Here is a 15,940-nt window from a genome sequence, read left to right as displayed (position 1 = left end):
GAGCTTCCCGTTTTCATGGGAAGCTCATTTTTATTAGGAGGGATATTCTTGTTATACGATGTTTTGGTTATTGGCGCAGGACAAGCCGGGCTTTCGATAGGCTATTACCTTAAAAAGAATAATGTATCTTTTCTTCTCCTGGACCAGGGGGACGAAATAGGCGAGAGCTGGAGAAAAAGATATGATTCTCTAAAGCTGTTTACACCGCGTTATTTCAGTTCTCTTCCAGGATTATCTTTAAGCGCGGATCCGAATGGATATTCAAAAAAAGATGAGATCAGTGACTATTTGTCGCAGTATGCAAAGGCGTTTTCGCTCCCAGTAAAGCTCCAAACAGTGATTACAAAACTGGATAAAGAAGGGGATCTTTTTGTTGTGTCCACCAGCCAGGGTGTATACCGAAGCAAACAGGTGGTAGTTGCCACAGGACCTTTCCAGCAGCCAAATATACCCGAATTCTCTAAACGCCTTTCGGATGAAGTTTTTCAGCTGCATTCTTCAGAATATAAAAATCCTAATCAGCTCCTGAGCGGTACCACAGTAGTTGTTGGCGGAGGGAATTCTGGAGCACAAATTGCGGTAGAATTGGCGGATCATAACGAAGTATATCTGTCGGTTGGGCACAAACCTAATTTCCTGCCTCAGGACTTTTTGGGCAAAAGCATCTTTTGGTGGTTTGATAAATTAGGATTATTAAAGGCAAATATAGACAGCAAAATTGGTCAGTTGATAATGAATAAGCCTGATACAATTTTTGGTTTCGAACTTAAAGGACTGCTCATGGACGGAAAAGTACAGCAAAAGCCGAAAGCTATATCTGCTAATGATAATGAGATCATGTTTGAGGACCAAAGCATTGTGAAAGTGAGAAATCTAATTTGGTCCACTGGTTTTCGATCGGATTATAGCTGGATAAAGATTCCCGTAATCTTTAATGAGAAGGGGTTGCCGATTCATGAAAGAGGAGTTACAGAAATTCAAGGCTTATACTTCTTAGGACTCCCATGGCAATATAGAAGGGGTTCAGCACTGCTTCAAGGGGTCGGGGCAGATGCTGAATATTTAGCAAAACAGATGCGACTATAGATGCGTTTCATTCAAGTATGCGCTCTGACCACAGCGAAAATAAAGCAAATTAATGGATGAAACTTCAATTAGTCAGATGATACATTGCACAATGTTGCTGTGCATCTTAAAATACTGATTATTAGGCTACATCAGGTCTTCAAGAGATTTACCTATCAAGGGGCAAAGGTGAAAATTTTGAATTACAATTCCGGAAGTGGTCAGTGAATATTACTGGGATACTGAAAGAAATATTCAAAACTAGCACTTTGGAGTAAAGCTAACTGCCAAGCAACTTTTTATAAGAGCGAATTATATGGACTAACAGGAGGAGCCTAAAGCACATTTTGTTTATTTACTTAAAAGGGTAAGCTAAGTTAGAAGGAGCCCGAGAAGAGCCGCTTGAACCTTGAACAGAAGTTACTGTATCTACGGAACATATGAAGTGAATGGACGGAGTAACAGCTAAAATTGACTCTGCTGAACAAACAACTGTATATATGGTTGATTTCACTCCAACTACCGGCGGAGATGAAGTGAAAAATCATAAATGGGTAACAGAAAGCGAGTAATCACCAGATAATACCATTTTCGTTTGGATAGTCAGTCAATTCCTTAACAAGGGGAATTGGCTTTTTTTATAGTGAGAATGTTTTAATACTTAAATCAAACGTTTTCAGAAGATAATTCCAGACAATACATGTAAAATCCAGAAACTAGGATACATTATTTACTAAACATTATCTTTCTAGAGATTTATTTAAAACTAGTTCTATGAGCCGGAAACTAGCTTCTCCATATTTTCTTCATATTTTTTTATTATAATTCAATGGTGGTAATAAGAGAATAATTCTCTGTATCTCTTAACAGCGATCGACCTCAGGAGGAATTCCGTGAAAATGTTACTAATATATGTTTCTATTTTGGTTTTTTTGAATAGCCCTTCTATAATAGTTCAAGCAGAAGAAGAACCAGCGATCTCAAGCGAAGCAGCTATTTTAATTGACTCAAAAACAGGTGAGGTTTTATTTGAAAAAAACTCAAATAAAAGGATGTATCCTGCAAGTCTAACAAAAATAGCAACGGCAATATACGCGATAGAAAAAGGAAATTTAAACGATATCGTTACAGTTGGGAAAAATGCAAGAGTAACTGAAGGTACACGGGTTTATTTGGAAGAAGGTGAAACAGTCAATTTGCAAAAACTTATTCAAGGAATGCTAATTAATTCCGGTAATGATGCAGGCGTTGCCATAGCTGAGCACTTAAGTGGATCAAATGAACGATTTTCAAAAGAATTAAATATGTATTTAGCTGATTTGGGGCTAAAGGAAACTAACTTTAAAAATCCACATGGCCTTTACGATCCTGAACATGTTACTACGGCAGAAGATTTAGCGTTTTTAACCCGTTATGCAATGGAAAATAGTATATTTAGAGAAATTTTTGGAACCAAAGAGCTAAAGTGGAAAGGTGTATCCTGGGATACAACTTTATATACGCATCATAAACTGATGAGGGAATTCCCATATGAGGGTGTTATAGGTGGGAAAACAGGATACGTTGATCAGTCTGGACATACTTTGGTAACTGCTGCCCAAAGAAAGGATCTGAGCTTGATTGCAGTCACCCTTAAGGCACCATCACAAGAAATTGCTTATAATGACACAATGAAATTACTTGATTTCGGATTTAATAACTTTAAAACATCAAGTCTATCTAAAGGAATTGATTTTCAAATTAACAATATTGTTTATAATGCAACAACTAAACTCTATATTACTCAGTCCACTCAAAGTAATGTTCTAAGTACTTTAAAGGATGATGGGAAAATTGAAATTTTATACCCGAGTGCAAAGCTGCTTTCTGATATCCAATTAGGATATGCTATTAAAAAGAATAAAGAAGTAAAGAAAATAGTGAAGCAATCGACGAATCAAAAAGATGAGAAGTTGGCAAAAGGAAGTTATATATTTGGCACCATATTAATTACTTTATTAGTCTCCGTTATTGTATTAGGAAATAGAACCTGTAACAAAATAGCAAAAACAACCATTGAAGAACAGTTATGACACCTTCAAAGTTATAGATAGAAGAACAACTATTAGGATATAAGGTGAGATGAGGAGTACTTATTATGAAGGGACAGATCTTGCACTAGGCAATCAATTTTTTTAAATAGAAATGATAAGTGTTGAAATAAAATTAATTAATATAATGGAGGGCTATTTTTGAGTTTAAAATGGGATAGCGAGTTAGACGAACTAAGGATACGACGCCGCACAGAGATATTAGATGAAGCAAGGGAATTATTTTTGGAAAAAGGTTTGCCAAGAGTGACGATGAGAGATATCTCAAAAGAGGTAGGGGTATCTACGGTTACCTTATATAAATATTATAAGTCTGTTGATGAAATTGCTGCTGAAGTTAAACAACAAATTTTTATTGAAATGAAGGAATTTTTCAAAGAGATATCAACTGATAGTACTGCATATGAACAAATCATAAATTGGCTTAAACAATGGGACTCTTATCTAAAAGAAAAAGACGATCATATCCGATTTCAAGCAGAATTTGATCTTTATTATCAATCACATAAATTAGAAATTGAGCAAGCTTATTATCTTGAATTAATTAAAATAAATGGGGAATCAATTCCTTTGGTGTTTGAACAAGGACAAAATGAAGGAAGCATAAGAACTGATTTTACAGCCAATGACCTAACGGCATGGACATTTAATAATCTACTGGGAATGGTTCACCGACTTGCGGCAAGAGGGCCTTTATTAGAAAATGATTCACCGCTATCAACAGAGAAAATGATGGAAATGACAATTGATTCAGTTGCAAGCTTTATAAAAAGGAGTTAATCAATGCTATAACAGCGTTGATTAACTCCTTTTTATTATTATCTTGTAGAGGAAAAAAGATTGTCTTAAGGTTCCTGTACGAAATTTAAAACCCCTGATTCCCTTCGTTTAAAGGACAAGAGGGAGGCAAATCAGGAAAATTCCATTCTTCTGCTTATTTTTTTAAGGATTTTGGAATTATTGTAGAAGCTTCCACCTCAGTTTTTAATATCTTAACATAGGCTATGGTTCCTTTATATTTCGAGATGTAGGCTGTTGGCCTGGTCTTCAATTAACTTCATTATTTTTATAAATCCCTTTTCTGGGTATGCCTGCAATAATAATAGTGTATTTGTATCGATTTTTAACATTTTTCTTAATTCCATTGGAATAGATAATTTTCCATTCCTGAAAATGCATTTATTTAAATGGGCATTTTCATGATGATTGCTTACAACCAACTGGTTAGCTTCCTCATAAATAAAGACGAACTCTCCATCCTTCATGCCCAACATTCTATATAGAGCGGCAGGAAGTAAAATTTGACCGTTTTTTGTTAACTTTTTTACATACAAAGGCATTTCATCCTTTCCCTTAATCTCTATATTAATTTGTTTCCCATTTATAGCCGACTCCCCAAATGGTCTTTAGATGGCGATCAACTGGGAAACCAGATTGTCTTAACTTCTCTCGTATGTTCCTAATGTGAGAATCAATCGTTCTACTTTCTGTTTTCCATTCCTGACTCCAGATGGTCTGTAAAAGGGCTTCACGAGAAAAAACATTATTGATGTTACTTAACAAATGCCCTACAAGTGCAAATTCCTTAGGAGTCATAGATATGGTGTTTCCGTTAAAAGAAAGATTGAAAGATGTTTCATCCCATTTTAACCCTTGAAAAAAGTGAATCACTGATTACTAGGGAAGACCTTCTTAACAATGCCTCTATTCGGACTAAAAGTTCGTTTTTGTTAAAAGGCTTAGTTAGATAATCATCGGCACCCTGTTTAAATCCATCTACTATATCTTCTTTCTCACTTTTTTTAGATAGTATAATGATTGGAACATTAGAAACCCTTCGAATTTTTTCACAAGTAGACGAACCATGCATATCAGGCATAACAACCTCTAATATGACGAGAGATACACTCTTCTGTGAAAGAAATGAAATTGCATCACTAGCTGAACGGAACTGTATGCATCGATAGAATGGCGAAAGAAGGGAAGACAATAAGTTCTGTGTTTTTTGATCATTATCAATCACCATAATTTTTTTCATTTTAGCTTTCCTCTTTTCATTAGTAATCTACGTTTACCTTACTAAAAAAATATGAAGAAATTTTGCATTTTAGAAGACTTCCAAAAAACACTAGAAATTATTTTAATTGAATTCAAGCTAAAATTAGATTAAATAGATCCAATTAAAAAATTAATCTCATTAATCCACAAATTGGTTATTTATGCTTTCTGTATTAATATTTTCATTAAAGTTATCTTCTTGCACACTTTCTTGATATTATTCCCTTAAAATATTTTTGATATAAAAACATTAAAGAGGTGAATATATTGGGGGAAATTGAATCGATTGATAGAATTGCCTTTGAGTTAGGCCCAATAACGATTTATTGGTATGGTATCATTATCGGAAGTGGTCTGTTATTAGGATGGATTCTTGCTGCAAGAGAATCGAAAAAAGTTGGAATGGAAAAAGAACTACTCTCAGACCTATAGCTGTGGGCAATTCCCATTTCAATTATTTGTGCAAGATTGTACTACGTAATTTTCAAATGGGAATACTATATTAAAAATCCAGGAGATATTTTAGCGATATGGGAAGGTGGTATTGCTATTCATGGAGGATTATTAGGAGCAGTGATAACTGCCGTTATTTTTTCTAGAAAAAGGGTATTTTTTTGGAGACTTGCAGACATTGCTGCACCAAGCATAATATTAGGCCAGGCAATTGGACGGTGGGGGAATTTCATAAACCAAGAAGCGCATGGGGGAGAAGTGTCCCGCTCATTCCTCGAAAGCCTCTTACTCCCAGGCTTAATCATTAATCAAATGTATATAGAAGGAGCATACTATAATCCGACTTTTCTATATGAATCATTATGGAATATTCTTGGCTTTGTTCTTTTGGTTTTTCTCAGACGTTTATCCATAAAACGTGGTGAAGTTTTTCTATCTTATATTATTTGGTATTCAGTTGGGAGGTACTTTGTTGAAGGATTGAGAACAGATAGTTTAATGCTCACAGAATCAGTTAGAATAGCTCAAGCTATGTCCTTAACTTTGATTGCAGCAGCCGTTTTAGTCATTGTCCTTAGAAGACGCTTAGAAAAAGCTGTTCATAGATATGCTGATAGGGATTAATGAATTTTTAATAAAGGCCACCTGCTTTAAGCATAATTCTGCGGAGATAATAAGTATTTTCGGAAAGAACCACTCTCTAAATAGGAATTTAAAGAAATGTAAGTTCTGTTTACATTAAACTTTGTAATGGGGAATATAACATGAATTTATTCTTCACTTTTTAGTTTTCACATTAATAAGCCTATCAGTTCTTCTCTTATTAGGAAGAGAAGAGCTTACGCAGCTTGGTAATATTCAAGTTTTAGATAATATTGAACAAACATCTCGTGCATCTGTAGATTCGGAAGAATATAACAAAAAGGTGGTAAAGATTAAGGACCGAGTCCTTTTGGATGCACCTATTATTAAACAATTTCCTGAACTGCCAAGAGGTTGTGAGGTTACTAGTCTGGCAATGCTTCTGCAGTATAAAGGAATTAAAACAAATAAAATTACACTTGCCAATAATATAAAAAAGAATTCTGTTCCGCTAAAAAAAGAAAGCGGGAAGATATTTTGGGGAGATCCAAATGAGGGATTCGTTGGTGATATGTATTCCTATAAAAATCCCGGCTATGGAGTTTATCATAAACCGATAAGAGAACTAGCCGAAAAATATATACCAGGTCAAATAATAGATTTAACAGGTAGGGATTTTGTGGAACTTCAGGCTTATCTTTCGCTTGGTATTCCAATTTGGATTATAACCAATACTACCTATAATGAATTGCCTGATTCTGCATTTGTAAAGTGGTTTACACCTAATGGGGAGATAAAAATAACTTATAAAGAACATTCTGTTCTTATTACAGGCTACGATGAAAAGGCAATTTATTTTAATGACCCAATTGACGGCATGAAAAATAAGCTAATTTCAAAGGGGGAATTTCTTGCTGCCTGGAAGCAAATGGGGAGTCAAGCGGTGACATATCTGCCAGATTAGTGTTTAAGAAGATTAGTAGTTGATTTAAATAATGATTATTAGAAACATTATTGACGTGGTGGTTAATAAGATAAGTCAAGAAGGGGCTAGCTATTGATTTTGCCCTTTTCTTGACTTTACCTATAGAAAAAGGTTGATGGTAATTTTCAGTGTATGTATTATAATATCCTAAAAGTTTTCTTGAAATATGGGTTTGTTACCTTAAAATCCAACAAGTCGATTACATAGCTGGATACCCAGAGTTAATAAAAGTCATGATTGAGAACCAACCAAAGACAAGAAAACTTCCAGCACCAAAAAGGACTCCAAGAAGATTTTTATTTTTTATCGCAGTGATAGTCCCAAAACCTGATAACAATGCTACTAAACCAAATATAATTACTATACCCAAGGGACAACCTCCTATCTATTATGGTATATATCGCTGTCTAGAATAATTTCCTACTTCCTTGTCACATTTCAAACAAATACTCCATGGAATTTCCTGATATGTTCTAGTGAAATTGCATTCTTGTACCTTAAAAACTTGTCACCCTATATATAGCATGTCCATCAAAATACAGCATAATCCTCAAATTGCAACTTTTAGACGAATTCCATAATTATAAATATGTCCACACTCTGACTCGAACAAGTTTTATTTGGAGAAGTTCAGAAATGTAACCAGGATAACGATATATTAAATGAAGTTAGACGCTTAAGGTTCGAACCTATTATAATTAAAAAGTATGCAGAAAGTATGGATAATAAATTATTAAATTAAATAGCTCAAAATTTCCAGAAAGTGAAGCTGAACATATAAGATTGAGTCTTTAAATTGGTCATAGTGTAATATCTTGTTGATATTCAAGCATAATCATATACTTATTATTACGATCCGATTACTTTCAATTCGAAGAAAATGTATTTAAATGAACTATACACCTAATTGACTTGTTATTTTTTTCAGTCCATTTATAGCCAACACCCCAAACAGTTTGCAAATGATCATCTGCGGGAAACCCTACTTTTCTGAGCTTGTCCCGTAGGTTCCTAACATGAGAGTCGATAGTTCGGTCTTCAATTGAAACTCGATCTCCCCACACGGACACAATAAAATGATCTCTGGAGAAAACTTTGTTTCGATTTCCTAAAAACAATCCCATCATTGCAAACTCTTTTGGCGTCAGCAAAATCTCTTTATCTTCAAATAAGAGTTCATAAGAATTTGGCTTTAGTACAAGGCCTTTAAAAGAAAGGATTCCTTCCTCTGATTGTGTTCTTCTTAAAACTGCCTCAATCCTTGCTAGGAGTTCTTCCTCATCAAATGGCTTTAAAATATAATCATCAGCTCCTATTTTTAACCCCTTTACAATATCTGGCTTCTCACTTCTAGCAGTAAGCATGATTATTGGAATATCCCTGAATTTCTTAATTTCCTTGCATGCTGTCCACCCATCCATTTCAGGCATCATAACATCTAACAATATAAGGTCTACAGGATGGGACTCTAAATAAAGGATTGCATCTATGGCTGATCGCTTTTTGACACAATTATAACCAAGCGGCATTAAATATAGGGCTAATAAATCAAGCATCCTAGTTTCATCATCAACTAATAGTATCGTTTTCAATTTTACCTGCTCCTTTAAAGATTAATTCAAACTCAGTTCCTTTGCCTTCTTCACTTTTAACAGAGATCTTACCACCATGAGCAAGAACCAGTTCTTTTACAATGGCCAATCCTAGACCTGTTCCACCTAATGATCTTGTACGGGATTTATCTACACGGTAAAAGCGATTTAGAATGTAAGGAAGGTCTTCTTCTGGAATGCCTTTACCGTTATCTTGAATCTGAATGTAAATATCCTTTTTCTTTCTGCTAACAGAAAGAAGTGTTTTTGCTCCAGAAGGAGAATATTTTATGGCATTATCTAATAAGTTAAAAATGATTTGCTCAAGTCTGGATGGATCCGCCATAATAAATAACTCTTCCGGACAAACTACTTCAAGTTCCATCTCTTTTTCTTGGAAAGCGGGAGTGAACTTTTGATTTATTTTCATCATAAAGTCAGTTAAGTCTATTGCTTTTTTTTGTATTATAAATGAATTTTTGTCCATTTTCGCTAGGTCGAAAAGGTCCTTAATTAAATCAGAAAGGCGATTCGCCTCCTCATGAATTATATTTAAATATCTGTCACGGTCTTCAATAGAAAGGTTTCGGCTAAGGACAATATCAGCGTACCCTTTTATATAAGTTAAAGGGGTCCTTAACTCATGAGAAATGCTGGCTAAAAAATCGTTTCTCTCTTGTTTTAAGTATTTTAGGTCATTGGCAAGCCTTGATATGGAATGAGCTAGGTCACCAAGTTCGTCATTGCCGTTTTTTGGGAGAGACACGGAGAAATCCCCCTGCTTATTTGAAAGGTAGCCTCCTTCATTTTTATAAGAGGTTTAGCAAGACCTTTGGAAAGAAAGACAATAATAATCAGAGTCAAACATACAGCAATTATTCCTGCCAATAAAAAGTTCCCATTCAGCCGTTTTATCAAAGCGTGAAGTGATTCTGTATCCTGAAACATATAAACGCGACCTTCTGTCCTGCCATCGATCTCTATTGGGCTTACGGTTGAAATAAAGGACCCATTTTTCCAATTATCCTCTAAAATTTCACCTTTTCTTGGAATATTAAACCCCGAACTATAAATATACCTCTCAAAACTCTCGCTATTAGCTGATGATCCAAGTATTTTACCGTTTACATCCGTGATTACCACGTCAGTATTTGCTTCAGATTCCATAAGAGTTACATGTGAGATAGTATCTGCGTCAAAGTGTTTTTCTAGGATTGCTCTATGAGAATTTCCTCTCGCTTGTAAAGAAAGCAGTTCTTCTTCTATTCTCGAGTCGACGAGAGCCGAATGTAAGAAGAAAAACATCAAAATAACAAGGCCAAATATAATTAAAAAGAAAATTACTCCTAGCTTTATTGATAGCTTGTTCATGTAATCACCTGTTTCATGCTAATAGTTAAATTATATCCCTGAAATTTGAAGATTTTATGCAGAATTAAATTGCAGCTAGAAAAATTATAGCCACTTAAAAGGTTATAAACGAAGAAATATTTTTTAAATAATTCAATTAACTATTACCTGAATTCTTTATTTCCCCAAACACACTATAAAAAGCCAAGAAGAAAGGCTCTTGGCTTAGAAGTTGTATTTTTAACTGTCTATATTTTCAACTCATTATGAGCAATAGAAGAAGTTTCTACCTGTATTGTAGTGTGTTCAATTTGAAAGGTTTCATTTATTTTGCTAATTGCTTGTTGGAGTATTTCCTGGCTGTCTCTGTTATCATCGATAAGGATATGGCAGCTAAGTGAATCAAGTCCGGAAGTAATGGTCCATATGTGGAGATCATGAATATTAATGACTCCATCAATTTCAGTTAAAGCCTCTCTCACTTTCTCTTGATCAATAGTGATTGGTGTTCCTTCCATTAAAATATGAACAGAATGTTTTATAATTCCCCAGGCACTTTTCAATATTAATAAAGCAACCAAAACAGAGATAATAGGATCTGCTACATACCAGTCAAACAATAGCATTAATATTCCTGCAATAATTGCACCAATAGAACCTAGAGCGTCTCCCAGAACATGCAAATAGGCACTTCTTAAATTAACATTATTTTTCACATCTCCTTTCCGCATTAAGGACCAGGCACTAATCAAATTAGCGATTAGGCCTATAGAAGCAATCAGCATCATTGATCCACTTGCAACAGTTGGTGGTTCAAAGAATCTGCCATAAGCTTCCCGGACGATAAAGCCAGCTATTACAAAAAGAGTAACTCCATTAAACAATGCAGCTAAGATCTCGAATCTGTAGAATCCATATGTCTTGCGAGGGGATGGGGGCCTAGAAGCAAACCAGATAGCAATTAAACTCAAAAACAGTGAACTTGCATCACTCAACATATGGCCTGAATCTGAGAGTAGAGCTAAACTATTGGTAATCAGTCCTCCGAAAAATTCTAAAATCATAATGCCCGTTGTAATAATCAGAGCAATGATTAATCCTTTTTTATTTCCTTCTCGTGATTCTTCAAATTGGTTATGTCCGTGTGAGTGACCATGTCCGTGGTCGTGGTGATGTCCCATTAATAATCCTCCTATTCTAACATTTAATATGGGTTATAACTTGATTTAACACCGTGATGACATGCTCATCATCATATGTATAAAAGAGCGTAGTTCCTTCGCGTCTGTATTTAACAAGCCTTAGCTTTCTAAGTAAACTAAGCTGGTGGGAGACTGCAGATTGAGTCATTTCCAAGACTTCGGTTATATGGCTTACCGAGCACTCTTCTTGTGATAATAAGTATAGAATTTTAATTCGTGTGGGATCTCCTAGTGCCTTAAAAATCCTAGAGGCTTCATCCACTGTCTGAGTTGATAAAAACGTATGTTCCTGTTGCTTCATTTATATTTCCACCTTTTAATTATTTTGTTCTTATTCTTATATAATAATACAAACTTTTAACCCCATTTCCATATTATAACAAAAGGGGACCGCTACCAGGGAGGCCAACAAATATGCTACCTCTAAAGAGGATCATCGTATATGTATAAGATTTTTCAATAAAGTGTAATCTTTCCTTTTAAAAAATGGACGAAAATCTGTAGCACAGTTTATATTGATGACACTAAAAGAAGATTGATCAATTAATAGTGACTTTTTAATCAATTGCTGATGCTGTGGTACCAACAATCAATGCAATTCATCTTAAGAAATCCTATATTGTGAAGGGTGGATTTAAAAACCTGGTCGAAGTCACCTCGCAAATGATGGAATCCTCATATTGTTAAATGCACCTGTTGTGAAATCTATACTTTTGCTTGGAAAGAGCAGTGATTTGTTCTAAAAATTTTCTTTTTCTTTATTTACCTTGTTCACTCGAGAGTTAAACTGAATTGACAACTGAAAACCTTAGTATCTTATTTTATTAAGAAACCCTTAGGGATGCCACCTAATTACTAAACCAGGTTAAGAAGGCGAAAGAAGATTTTAATAAAGAAGACTATAAGAGTAAATCTAAGAAAACTGCATCATAAATCATAAAAAACCCGAATTTGTCACAAGTATATGAATAAATACTCATATAAATCCTATACAAAAAAGAAAATACTGTCAATGAAAATCTCTGATACTTATTCCATTTTCTATATTTTTAATGAATTCTTATTTAAATACTCTATGAATATACTTGTACAAACATACATGGGGGTTCTTTAATGAACAGTGATTTAGCGGTAATTGTAAATGTTTTCTTAATTATTTTCTTTGGAACTCTGATTGGAGGAGGGCTTACGTGGCTAATCTGTCATACACTAAAGCTGAATAGCCATTACATTAATATATTTTGCAGCGGGATACTAATCGGTTTGATTGGATTTGAACTCCTTCCAGAAACACTTAAACATTTAGATTTTATCGGAGTTTTTGCTGGAATTTCATTAGGTGTATTTTCTATGATTGCAATGGAAGGATTAATCCATAAAACCAAAAATCGTTTCAAACGTGACTCGGGAATGTTCCTCCTACTCTTTACGGCATTATTTCTCCACAGCATTCCTACAGGGTTAGCATTTGGTATGAATGTCCAGCAACAGGTTGTCAATCCGTCAATATTATTAGCAGCAGTTTTTCTTCATCATATTCCTGAGGGAGTTATTCTAATGGGGACCCTCATATATACAGAAATGAACTTATTTATTTTTGGGGTTTTTTGCTTTATCCTATCGCTTGCGGTCAGTTTGAATGCTTTAGGGGGACTGGAGTGGCAATCGCCATCTGAGAAGTTTACTACTATTTTAAACGGAACCGCCATAGGTACATTAAGTTATGTAACAATCTATGAGGTACTTTGGAAACATTCCTTCCACCTGTCGAAAATTAAAGTGCTATCCATAACCTTATTAGGAGCACTTCTTATAATCTTATTTTTTATTTTGGTACCCATAGGACATTAAATAGATCAGCCCAATCAAAACTGTCATGGAGATGGCAGTTTTTTTTATTTTTCAAAATAAATTTGACAACATGAAAATATATTCATATTATAATACTAAAAGTTGCGTTAGGGAAAAAAACAAGCAGGGGGAAAAAATATGGGGTTGTCTAAAAAACTCTCTTTATTTGAAGGAGAAAAAGGGGACATTATCAGAATAACTGATTTAAACATAGAAGGAATAATGAGGAGACGTCTACTCGATTTAGGATTTGTTCCGGGGGCAAATGTCGAAGTGCTAAGAAAAAGCCCATTGGGGGACCCTGTTGCTTTTCGGGTAAGCAACACTTCTATAGCCTTAAGGAAAGAGGAAAGTCACAAAATTTTAGGGGAGTTGGTTTAGCATGGGTAACTTTCGAATTGCTCTTTGCGGCAACCCGAACACAGGCAAAAGCACCTTATTTAATGCACTAACAGGACTAAAACAACATACTGGAAATTGGGCAGGAAAAACCGTGGACATGAAAAAGGGTGTATACACTTATAAAAATGATCAATATGAAATTGTTGATTTACCCGGCACATATTCACTTTATTCAAATTCCTTAGACGAAGAAATCGCTCGAGATTATATTGTGTTTGAGAATCCCGATATCACCATTGTTATTTTGGACGCTACTGCTCTTGAAAGAAATTTAAATTTGGCCTTGCAGGTACTGGAGATGACTGATCGAGTAATCATTTGTATTAATTTAATTGATGAGGCAGAGAAATTAGGAATTAATATTAATGAAAAATTACTAATGAGGAGGTTAGGCATACCGGTAATTAAAATTTCTGCAAGAAATAAGACGGGGATACCGATGCTTCTTGATACTATGAGCCGAGTTATTTCGGGAGCCATTCAGTGCACTCCTTTTCAAATGAAATATGATAAGGAGACTGAAAGAAAAATAAAAATCTTGGAGCCTATGATTGAGAAAACTGTTGGAAATGATATATCTGCAAGATGGCTTTCTTTAAGGTTATTAGACGGAGACAGAGAACTATTTGAACAAATCGTAGAAAAGGCCAGAAACAGGGAGGTTTTGATCAATGGAACTACAATCCACAAAACAAAAACAGGCATTAAATGAATTGTTCCAGCAGGCAGATCTTCTTTCCTCGACACAGATACGTGACCAAATAGTTGAGCAGTTATATAGAAAAAGCCATCAATTAGTAAAAGAAGGTGTCTCATTTACAAAAAATAGATTTGACCACAGAACTGAAAAATTAGATGCAATTTTTACCTCCCCTGTATTTGGATTTCCAATCATGTTGGTTATGCTGGGTGTTGTGTTTTATTTAACAATTGCAGGAGCAAATATCCCTTCGTCCATGCTTGCTGAATTCTTTGGCTGGGTGGAAGCGTATTTAACCTTATTTTTCACTGAATTAAATGCCCCTAATTGGCTTCATGGAGTTTTGGTATTGGGTCTCTACCGTGGAACGAGCTGGGTAATCAGCGTAATGCTTCCACCCATGGCCATTTTCTTTCCGACCTTTGCATTGCTTGAAAACTACGGTTATCTGCCACGTGTAGCATTTAATATGGATCGGCTGTTTAAAACGGTAGGGGCACACGGAAAGCAATCACTGACAATGGCGATGGGGTTCGGCTGCAACGCTGCAGCAATTATGTCATCGAGGATTATCGAATCTCCCCGGGAAAGGATGCTGGCTATATTAACAAATAATTTTGTCCCTTGCAACGGTAGATGGGGTACTTTAATTGTTTTGGCCTCACTCTTTATGGCGACAGGTTTTACCGGTGGAATGAAGTCAATTGTTACGACTTCAGTTATTGTGGGGATCGTGCTTTTCGGGATAATTATAACATTCTTTGTATCCTGGACTCTAGCCAAAACGGCATTGAAGGGCGTGCCAACTCACTACACTTTGGAGTTGCCTCCTTACAGAAAACCTAAATTCTTTGATACAGTTATTCGTGCTTCTTTGAATAAATCCTGGTCTGTTTTAGTCCGTGCGGTTAAAGTCGCCGCTCCAGCAGGCATATTAACATGGGTACTTGCAAACATTCAGGCAGGAGATACAAGTATACTGCTTCATATTGTTCAATTTTTAGACCCGCTTGGCCAGGCGATTGGTCTAGACGGATATATTTTAATGGCATTTTTAATTGGACTTCCTGCTAATGAAATCGTGTTGCCCATCCTATTAATGGGTTACCTGTCAACTGGTGCTTTAATAGATGTAGATGGGATTGAGGATTTAAAACAAATCTTTATCGAGCAAGGCTGGACTTGGCTGACTGCTTTAAATATGATGCTGTTCTCTTTACTGCATTATCCTTGTGGCACTACACTTGTAAATATATACAAGGAAACCAAAAGTGCAAAGTGGACTTTTTGGTCCTTTATCATTCCTACTGGTATTGCGTTTTTTGTAACTTTTCTTATTGCACAATTAGCTCGTATCTTCAATTGGGTGTAGATCAAGTAACGGTATAGCTTAAGGAGCACTACAAAAGGAGATCCAACATGTTAATCAGGTAAGGAACTCTTCTAATATCACTAGCTTTTACTTGTTTTTTAGCAGGATATTTTGTCCTATCAAATAACAGCAGGATGTGGATGTTCATTGGGTTAACCTGCTTTTTCTTCCTCATTCTTTTAGCAATTTGGCTATTTCGCCAATAGATGAAGTATAATTTCAGGGAGGGTTACTCAGA

General features: G+C 35.3%; 15 protein-coding genes and 3 pseudogenes. 10 read left to right on the top strand and 8 right to left on the bottom strand.

Annotated elements, in window-relative coordinates:
• Positions 1–48 precede the first annotated feature (48 nt).
• The 4 genes and pseudogenes from M5V91_RS29710 to M5V91_RS29695 all read left to right on the top strand — a co-directional run bounded on the left by M5V91_RS29710 (position 49) and on the right by M5V91_RS29695 (position 3,935).
• Positions 49–1,086, top strand: coding sequence for a flavin-containing monooxygenase (locus tag M5V91_RS29710; protein WP_019380997.1), 1,038 nt, complete (start codon positions 49–51; stop codon positions 1,084–1,086).
• A 365-nt stretch (positions 1,087–1,451) separates the two neighbouring features.
• A pseudogene (locus M5V91_RS29705) lies at positions 1,452–1,637 on the top strand (YdhK family protein); the annotation flags it as partial.
• 327 nt (positions 1,638–1,964) lie between these two features.
• The gene (locus tag M5V91_RS29700) at positions 1,965–3,137 is read left to right on the top strand and encodes a D-alanyl-D-alanine carboxypeptidase family protein (protein WP_082919479.1); all 1,173 of its coding nucleotides are present in this window, start codon (positions 1,965–1,967) and stop codon (positions 3,135–3,137) included.
• A gap of 159 nt (positions 3,138–3,296) precedes the next feature.
• The gene (locus M5V91_RS29695; RefSeq protein ID WP_019380994.1) at positions 3,297–3,935 is read left to right on the top strand and encodes a TetR/AcrR family transcriptional regulator; all 639 of its coding nucleotides are present in this window, start codon (positions 3,297–3,299) and stop codon (positions 3,933–3,935) included.
• A gap of 233 nt (positions 3,936–4,168) precedes the next feature.
• On the opposite strand, the gene M5V91_RS29690 is transcribed toward M5V91_RS29695, so the two are convergent.
• From M5V91_RS29690 to M5V91_RS31045, 3 genes are read right to left on the bottom strand one after another with little or no spacing between them, the layout of a single operon-like run.
• The gene (locus M5V91_RS29690) at positions 4,169–4,495 is read right to left on the bottom strand and encodes an AbrB/MazE/SpoVT family DNA-binding domain-containing protein (protein ID WP_251264586.1); all 327 of its coding nucleotides are present in this window, start codon (positions 4,493–4,495) and stop codon (positions 4,169–4,171) included.
• Positions 4,496–4,520: 25 nt separating this feature from the next.
• Entirely contained in the window at positions 4,521–4,751 is a 231-nt protein-coding gene (locus M5V91_RS31050) for a winged helix-turn-helix domain-containing protein (protein ID WP_439649980.1), read from the bottom strand.
• Between the two features lie 40 nt (positions 4,752–4,791).
• Entirely contained in the window at positions 4,792–5,193 is a 402-nt protein-coding gene (locus M5V91_RS31045; RefSeq protein WP_439649979.1) for a response regulator transcription factor, read from the bottom strand.
• Between the two features lie 284 nt (positions 5,194–5,477).
• Here M5V91_RS31045 and lgt point away from each other — a divergent pair.
• Positions 5,478–6,290, top strand: a pseudogene (gene lgt, locus M5V91_RS29680) (prolipoprotein diacylglyceryl transferase).
• 328 nt (positions 6,291–6,618) lie between these two features.
• Entirely contained in the window at positions 6,619–7,212 is a 594-nt protein-coding gene (locus M5V91_RS29675) for a C39 family peptidase (protein WP_019380989.1), read from the top strand.
• Positions 7,213–7,432: 220 nt separating this feature from the next.
• Here the strand turns inward: M5V91_RS29675 and M5V91_RS29670 are convergent, their stop codons facing one another.
• From M5V91_RS29670 to M5V91_RS29650, 5 genes and pseudogenes are all read right to left on the bottom strand, one after another.
• Positions 7,433–7,603: a DUF2759 domain-containing protein gene (locus M5V91_RS29670; protein WP_019380988.1), complete on the bottom strand. Its 171-nt coding sequence runs from the start codon at positions 7,601–7,603 to the stop codon at positions 7,433–7,435.
• A 496-nt stretch (positions 7,604–8,099) separates the two neighbouring features.
• A complete protein-coding gene (locus M5V91_RS29665; RefSeq protein WP_284522332.1) occupies positions 8,100–8,825 on the bottom strand; it encodes a response regulator transcription factor in 726 nt (241 codons plus the stop codon).
• Positions 8,803–10,196 (bottom strand): annotated as a pseudogene (locus M5V91_RS29660) (HAMP domain-containing sensor histidine kinase). Before M5V91_RS29660 ends, M5V91_RS29665 begins: the two are co-directional and overlap by 23 nt.
• 227 nt (positions 10,197–10,423) lie before the next feature.
• On the bottom strand, positions 10,424–11,356 hold the full coding sequence (locus tag M5V91_RS29655; protein WP_019380985.1) for a cation diffusion facilitator family transporter: 933 nt from the start codon (positions 11,354–11,356) through the stop codon (positions 10,424–10,426).
• Positions 11,357–11,372: 16 nt separating this feature from the next.
• Positions 11,373–11,678: an ArsR/SmtB family transcription factor gene (locus M5V91_RS29650; RefSeq protein WP_019380984.1), complete on the bottom strand. Its 306-nt coding sequence runs from the start codon at positions 11,676–11,678 to the stop codon at positions 11,373–11,375.
• Positions 11,679–12,490: 812 nt separating this feature from the next.
• Here M5V91_RS29650 and M5V91_RS29645 point away from each other — a divergent pair.
• The 4 genes from M5V91_RS29645 to M5V91_RS29630 all read left to right on the top strand — a co-directional run bounded on the left by M5V91_RS29645 (position 12,491) and on the right by M5V91_RS29630 (position 15,702).
• Positions 12,491–13,228 carry a ZIP family metal transporter gene (locus M5V91_RS29645; protein ID WP_019380983.1) on the top strand — a complete coding sequence of 246 codons (738 nt, stop codon included), beginning with the start codon at positions 12,491–12,493 and terminating at the stop codon, positions 13,226–13,228.
• Between the two features lie 138 nt (positions 13,229–13,366).
• Entirely contained in the window at positions 13,367–13,609 is a 243-nt protein-coding gene (locus M5V91_RS29640; protein WP_019380982.1) for a FeoA family protein, read from the top strand.
• 1 nt (position 13,610) lies between these two features.
• Positions 13,611–14,342, top strand: a complete 732-nt coding sequence (locus tag M5V91_RS29635; RefSeq protein ID WP_019380981.1) for a FeoB small GTPase domain-containing protein — start codon at positions 13,611–13,613, stop codon at positions 14,340–14,342.
• Positions 14,302–15,702, top strand: coding sequence for a nucleoside recognition domain-containing protein (locus M5V91_RS29630; RefSeq protein WP_019380980.1), 1,401 nt, complete (start codon positions 14,302–14,304; stop codon positions 15,700–15,702). The genes M5V91_RS29635 and M5V91_RS29630 overlap by 41 nt, the downstream gene beginning before the upstream one ends.
• Positions 15,703–15,940: the final 238 nt, after the last annotated feature.

Source organism: Cytobacillus pseudoceanisediminis, from assembly GCF_023516215.1.
In the GTDB taxonomy this organism is placed as follows: domain Bacteria; phylum Bacillota; class Bacilli; order Bacillales; family Cytobacillaceae; genus Cytobacillus; species Cytobacillus pseudoceanisediminis.
Note: the sequence above shows the minus strand (reverse complement) of the source record. Positions and strands in the feature narration are given on the sequence as shown.

Coding starts and splice junctions, on each gene's coding strand:
- M5V91_RS29700 (WP_082919479.1), top strand. CDS start 1,965: ATGTTACTAATATATGTTTCTATTTTGGTTTTTTTGAATAGCCCTTCT.
- M5V91_RS29690 (WP_251264586.1), bottom strand. CDS start 4,495: ATGCCTTTGTATGTAAAAAAGTTAACAAAAAACGGTCAAATTTTACTT.
- M5V91_RS31050 (WP_439649980.1), bottom strand. CDS start 4,751: ATGACTCCTAAGGAATTTGCACTTGTAGGGCATTTGTTAAGTAACATC.
- M5V91_RS31045 (WP_439649979.1), bottom strand. CDS start 5,193: ATGAAAAAAATTATGGTGATTGATAATGATCAAAAAACACAGAACTTA.
- M5V91_RS29655 (WP_019380985.1), bottom strand. CDS start 11,356: ATGGGACATCACCACGACCACGGACATGGTCACTCACACGGACATAAC.
- M5V91_RS29650 (WP_019380984.1), bottom strand. CDS start 11,678: ATGAAGCAACAGGAACATACGTTTTTATCAACTCAGACAGTGGATGAA.
- M5V91_RS29645 (WP_019380983.1), top strand. CDS start 12,491: ATGAACAGTGATTTAGCGGTAATTGTAAATGTTTTCTTAATTATTTTC.
- M5V91_RS29640 (WP_019380982.1), top strand. CDS start 13,367: ATGGGGTTGTCTAAAAAACTCTCTTTATTTGAAGGAGAAAAAGGGGAC.
- M5V91_RS29635 (WP_019380981.1), top strand. CDS start 13,611: ATGGGTAACTTTCGAATTGCTCTTTGCGGCAACCCGAACACAGGCAAA.
- M5V91_RS29630 (WP_019380980.1), top strand. CDS start 14,302: ATGGAACTACAATCCACAAAACAAAAACAGGCATTAAATGAATTGTTC.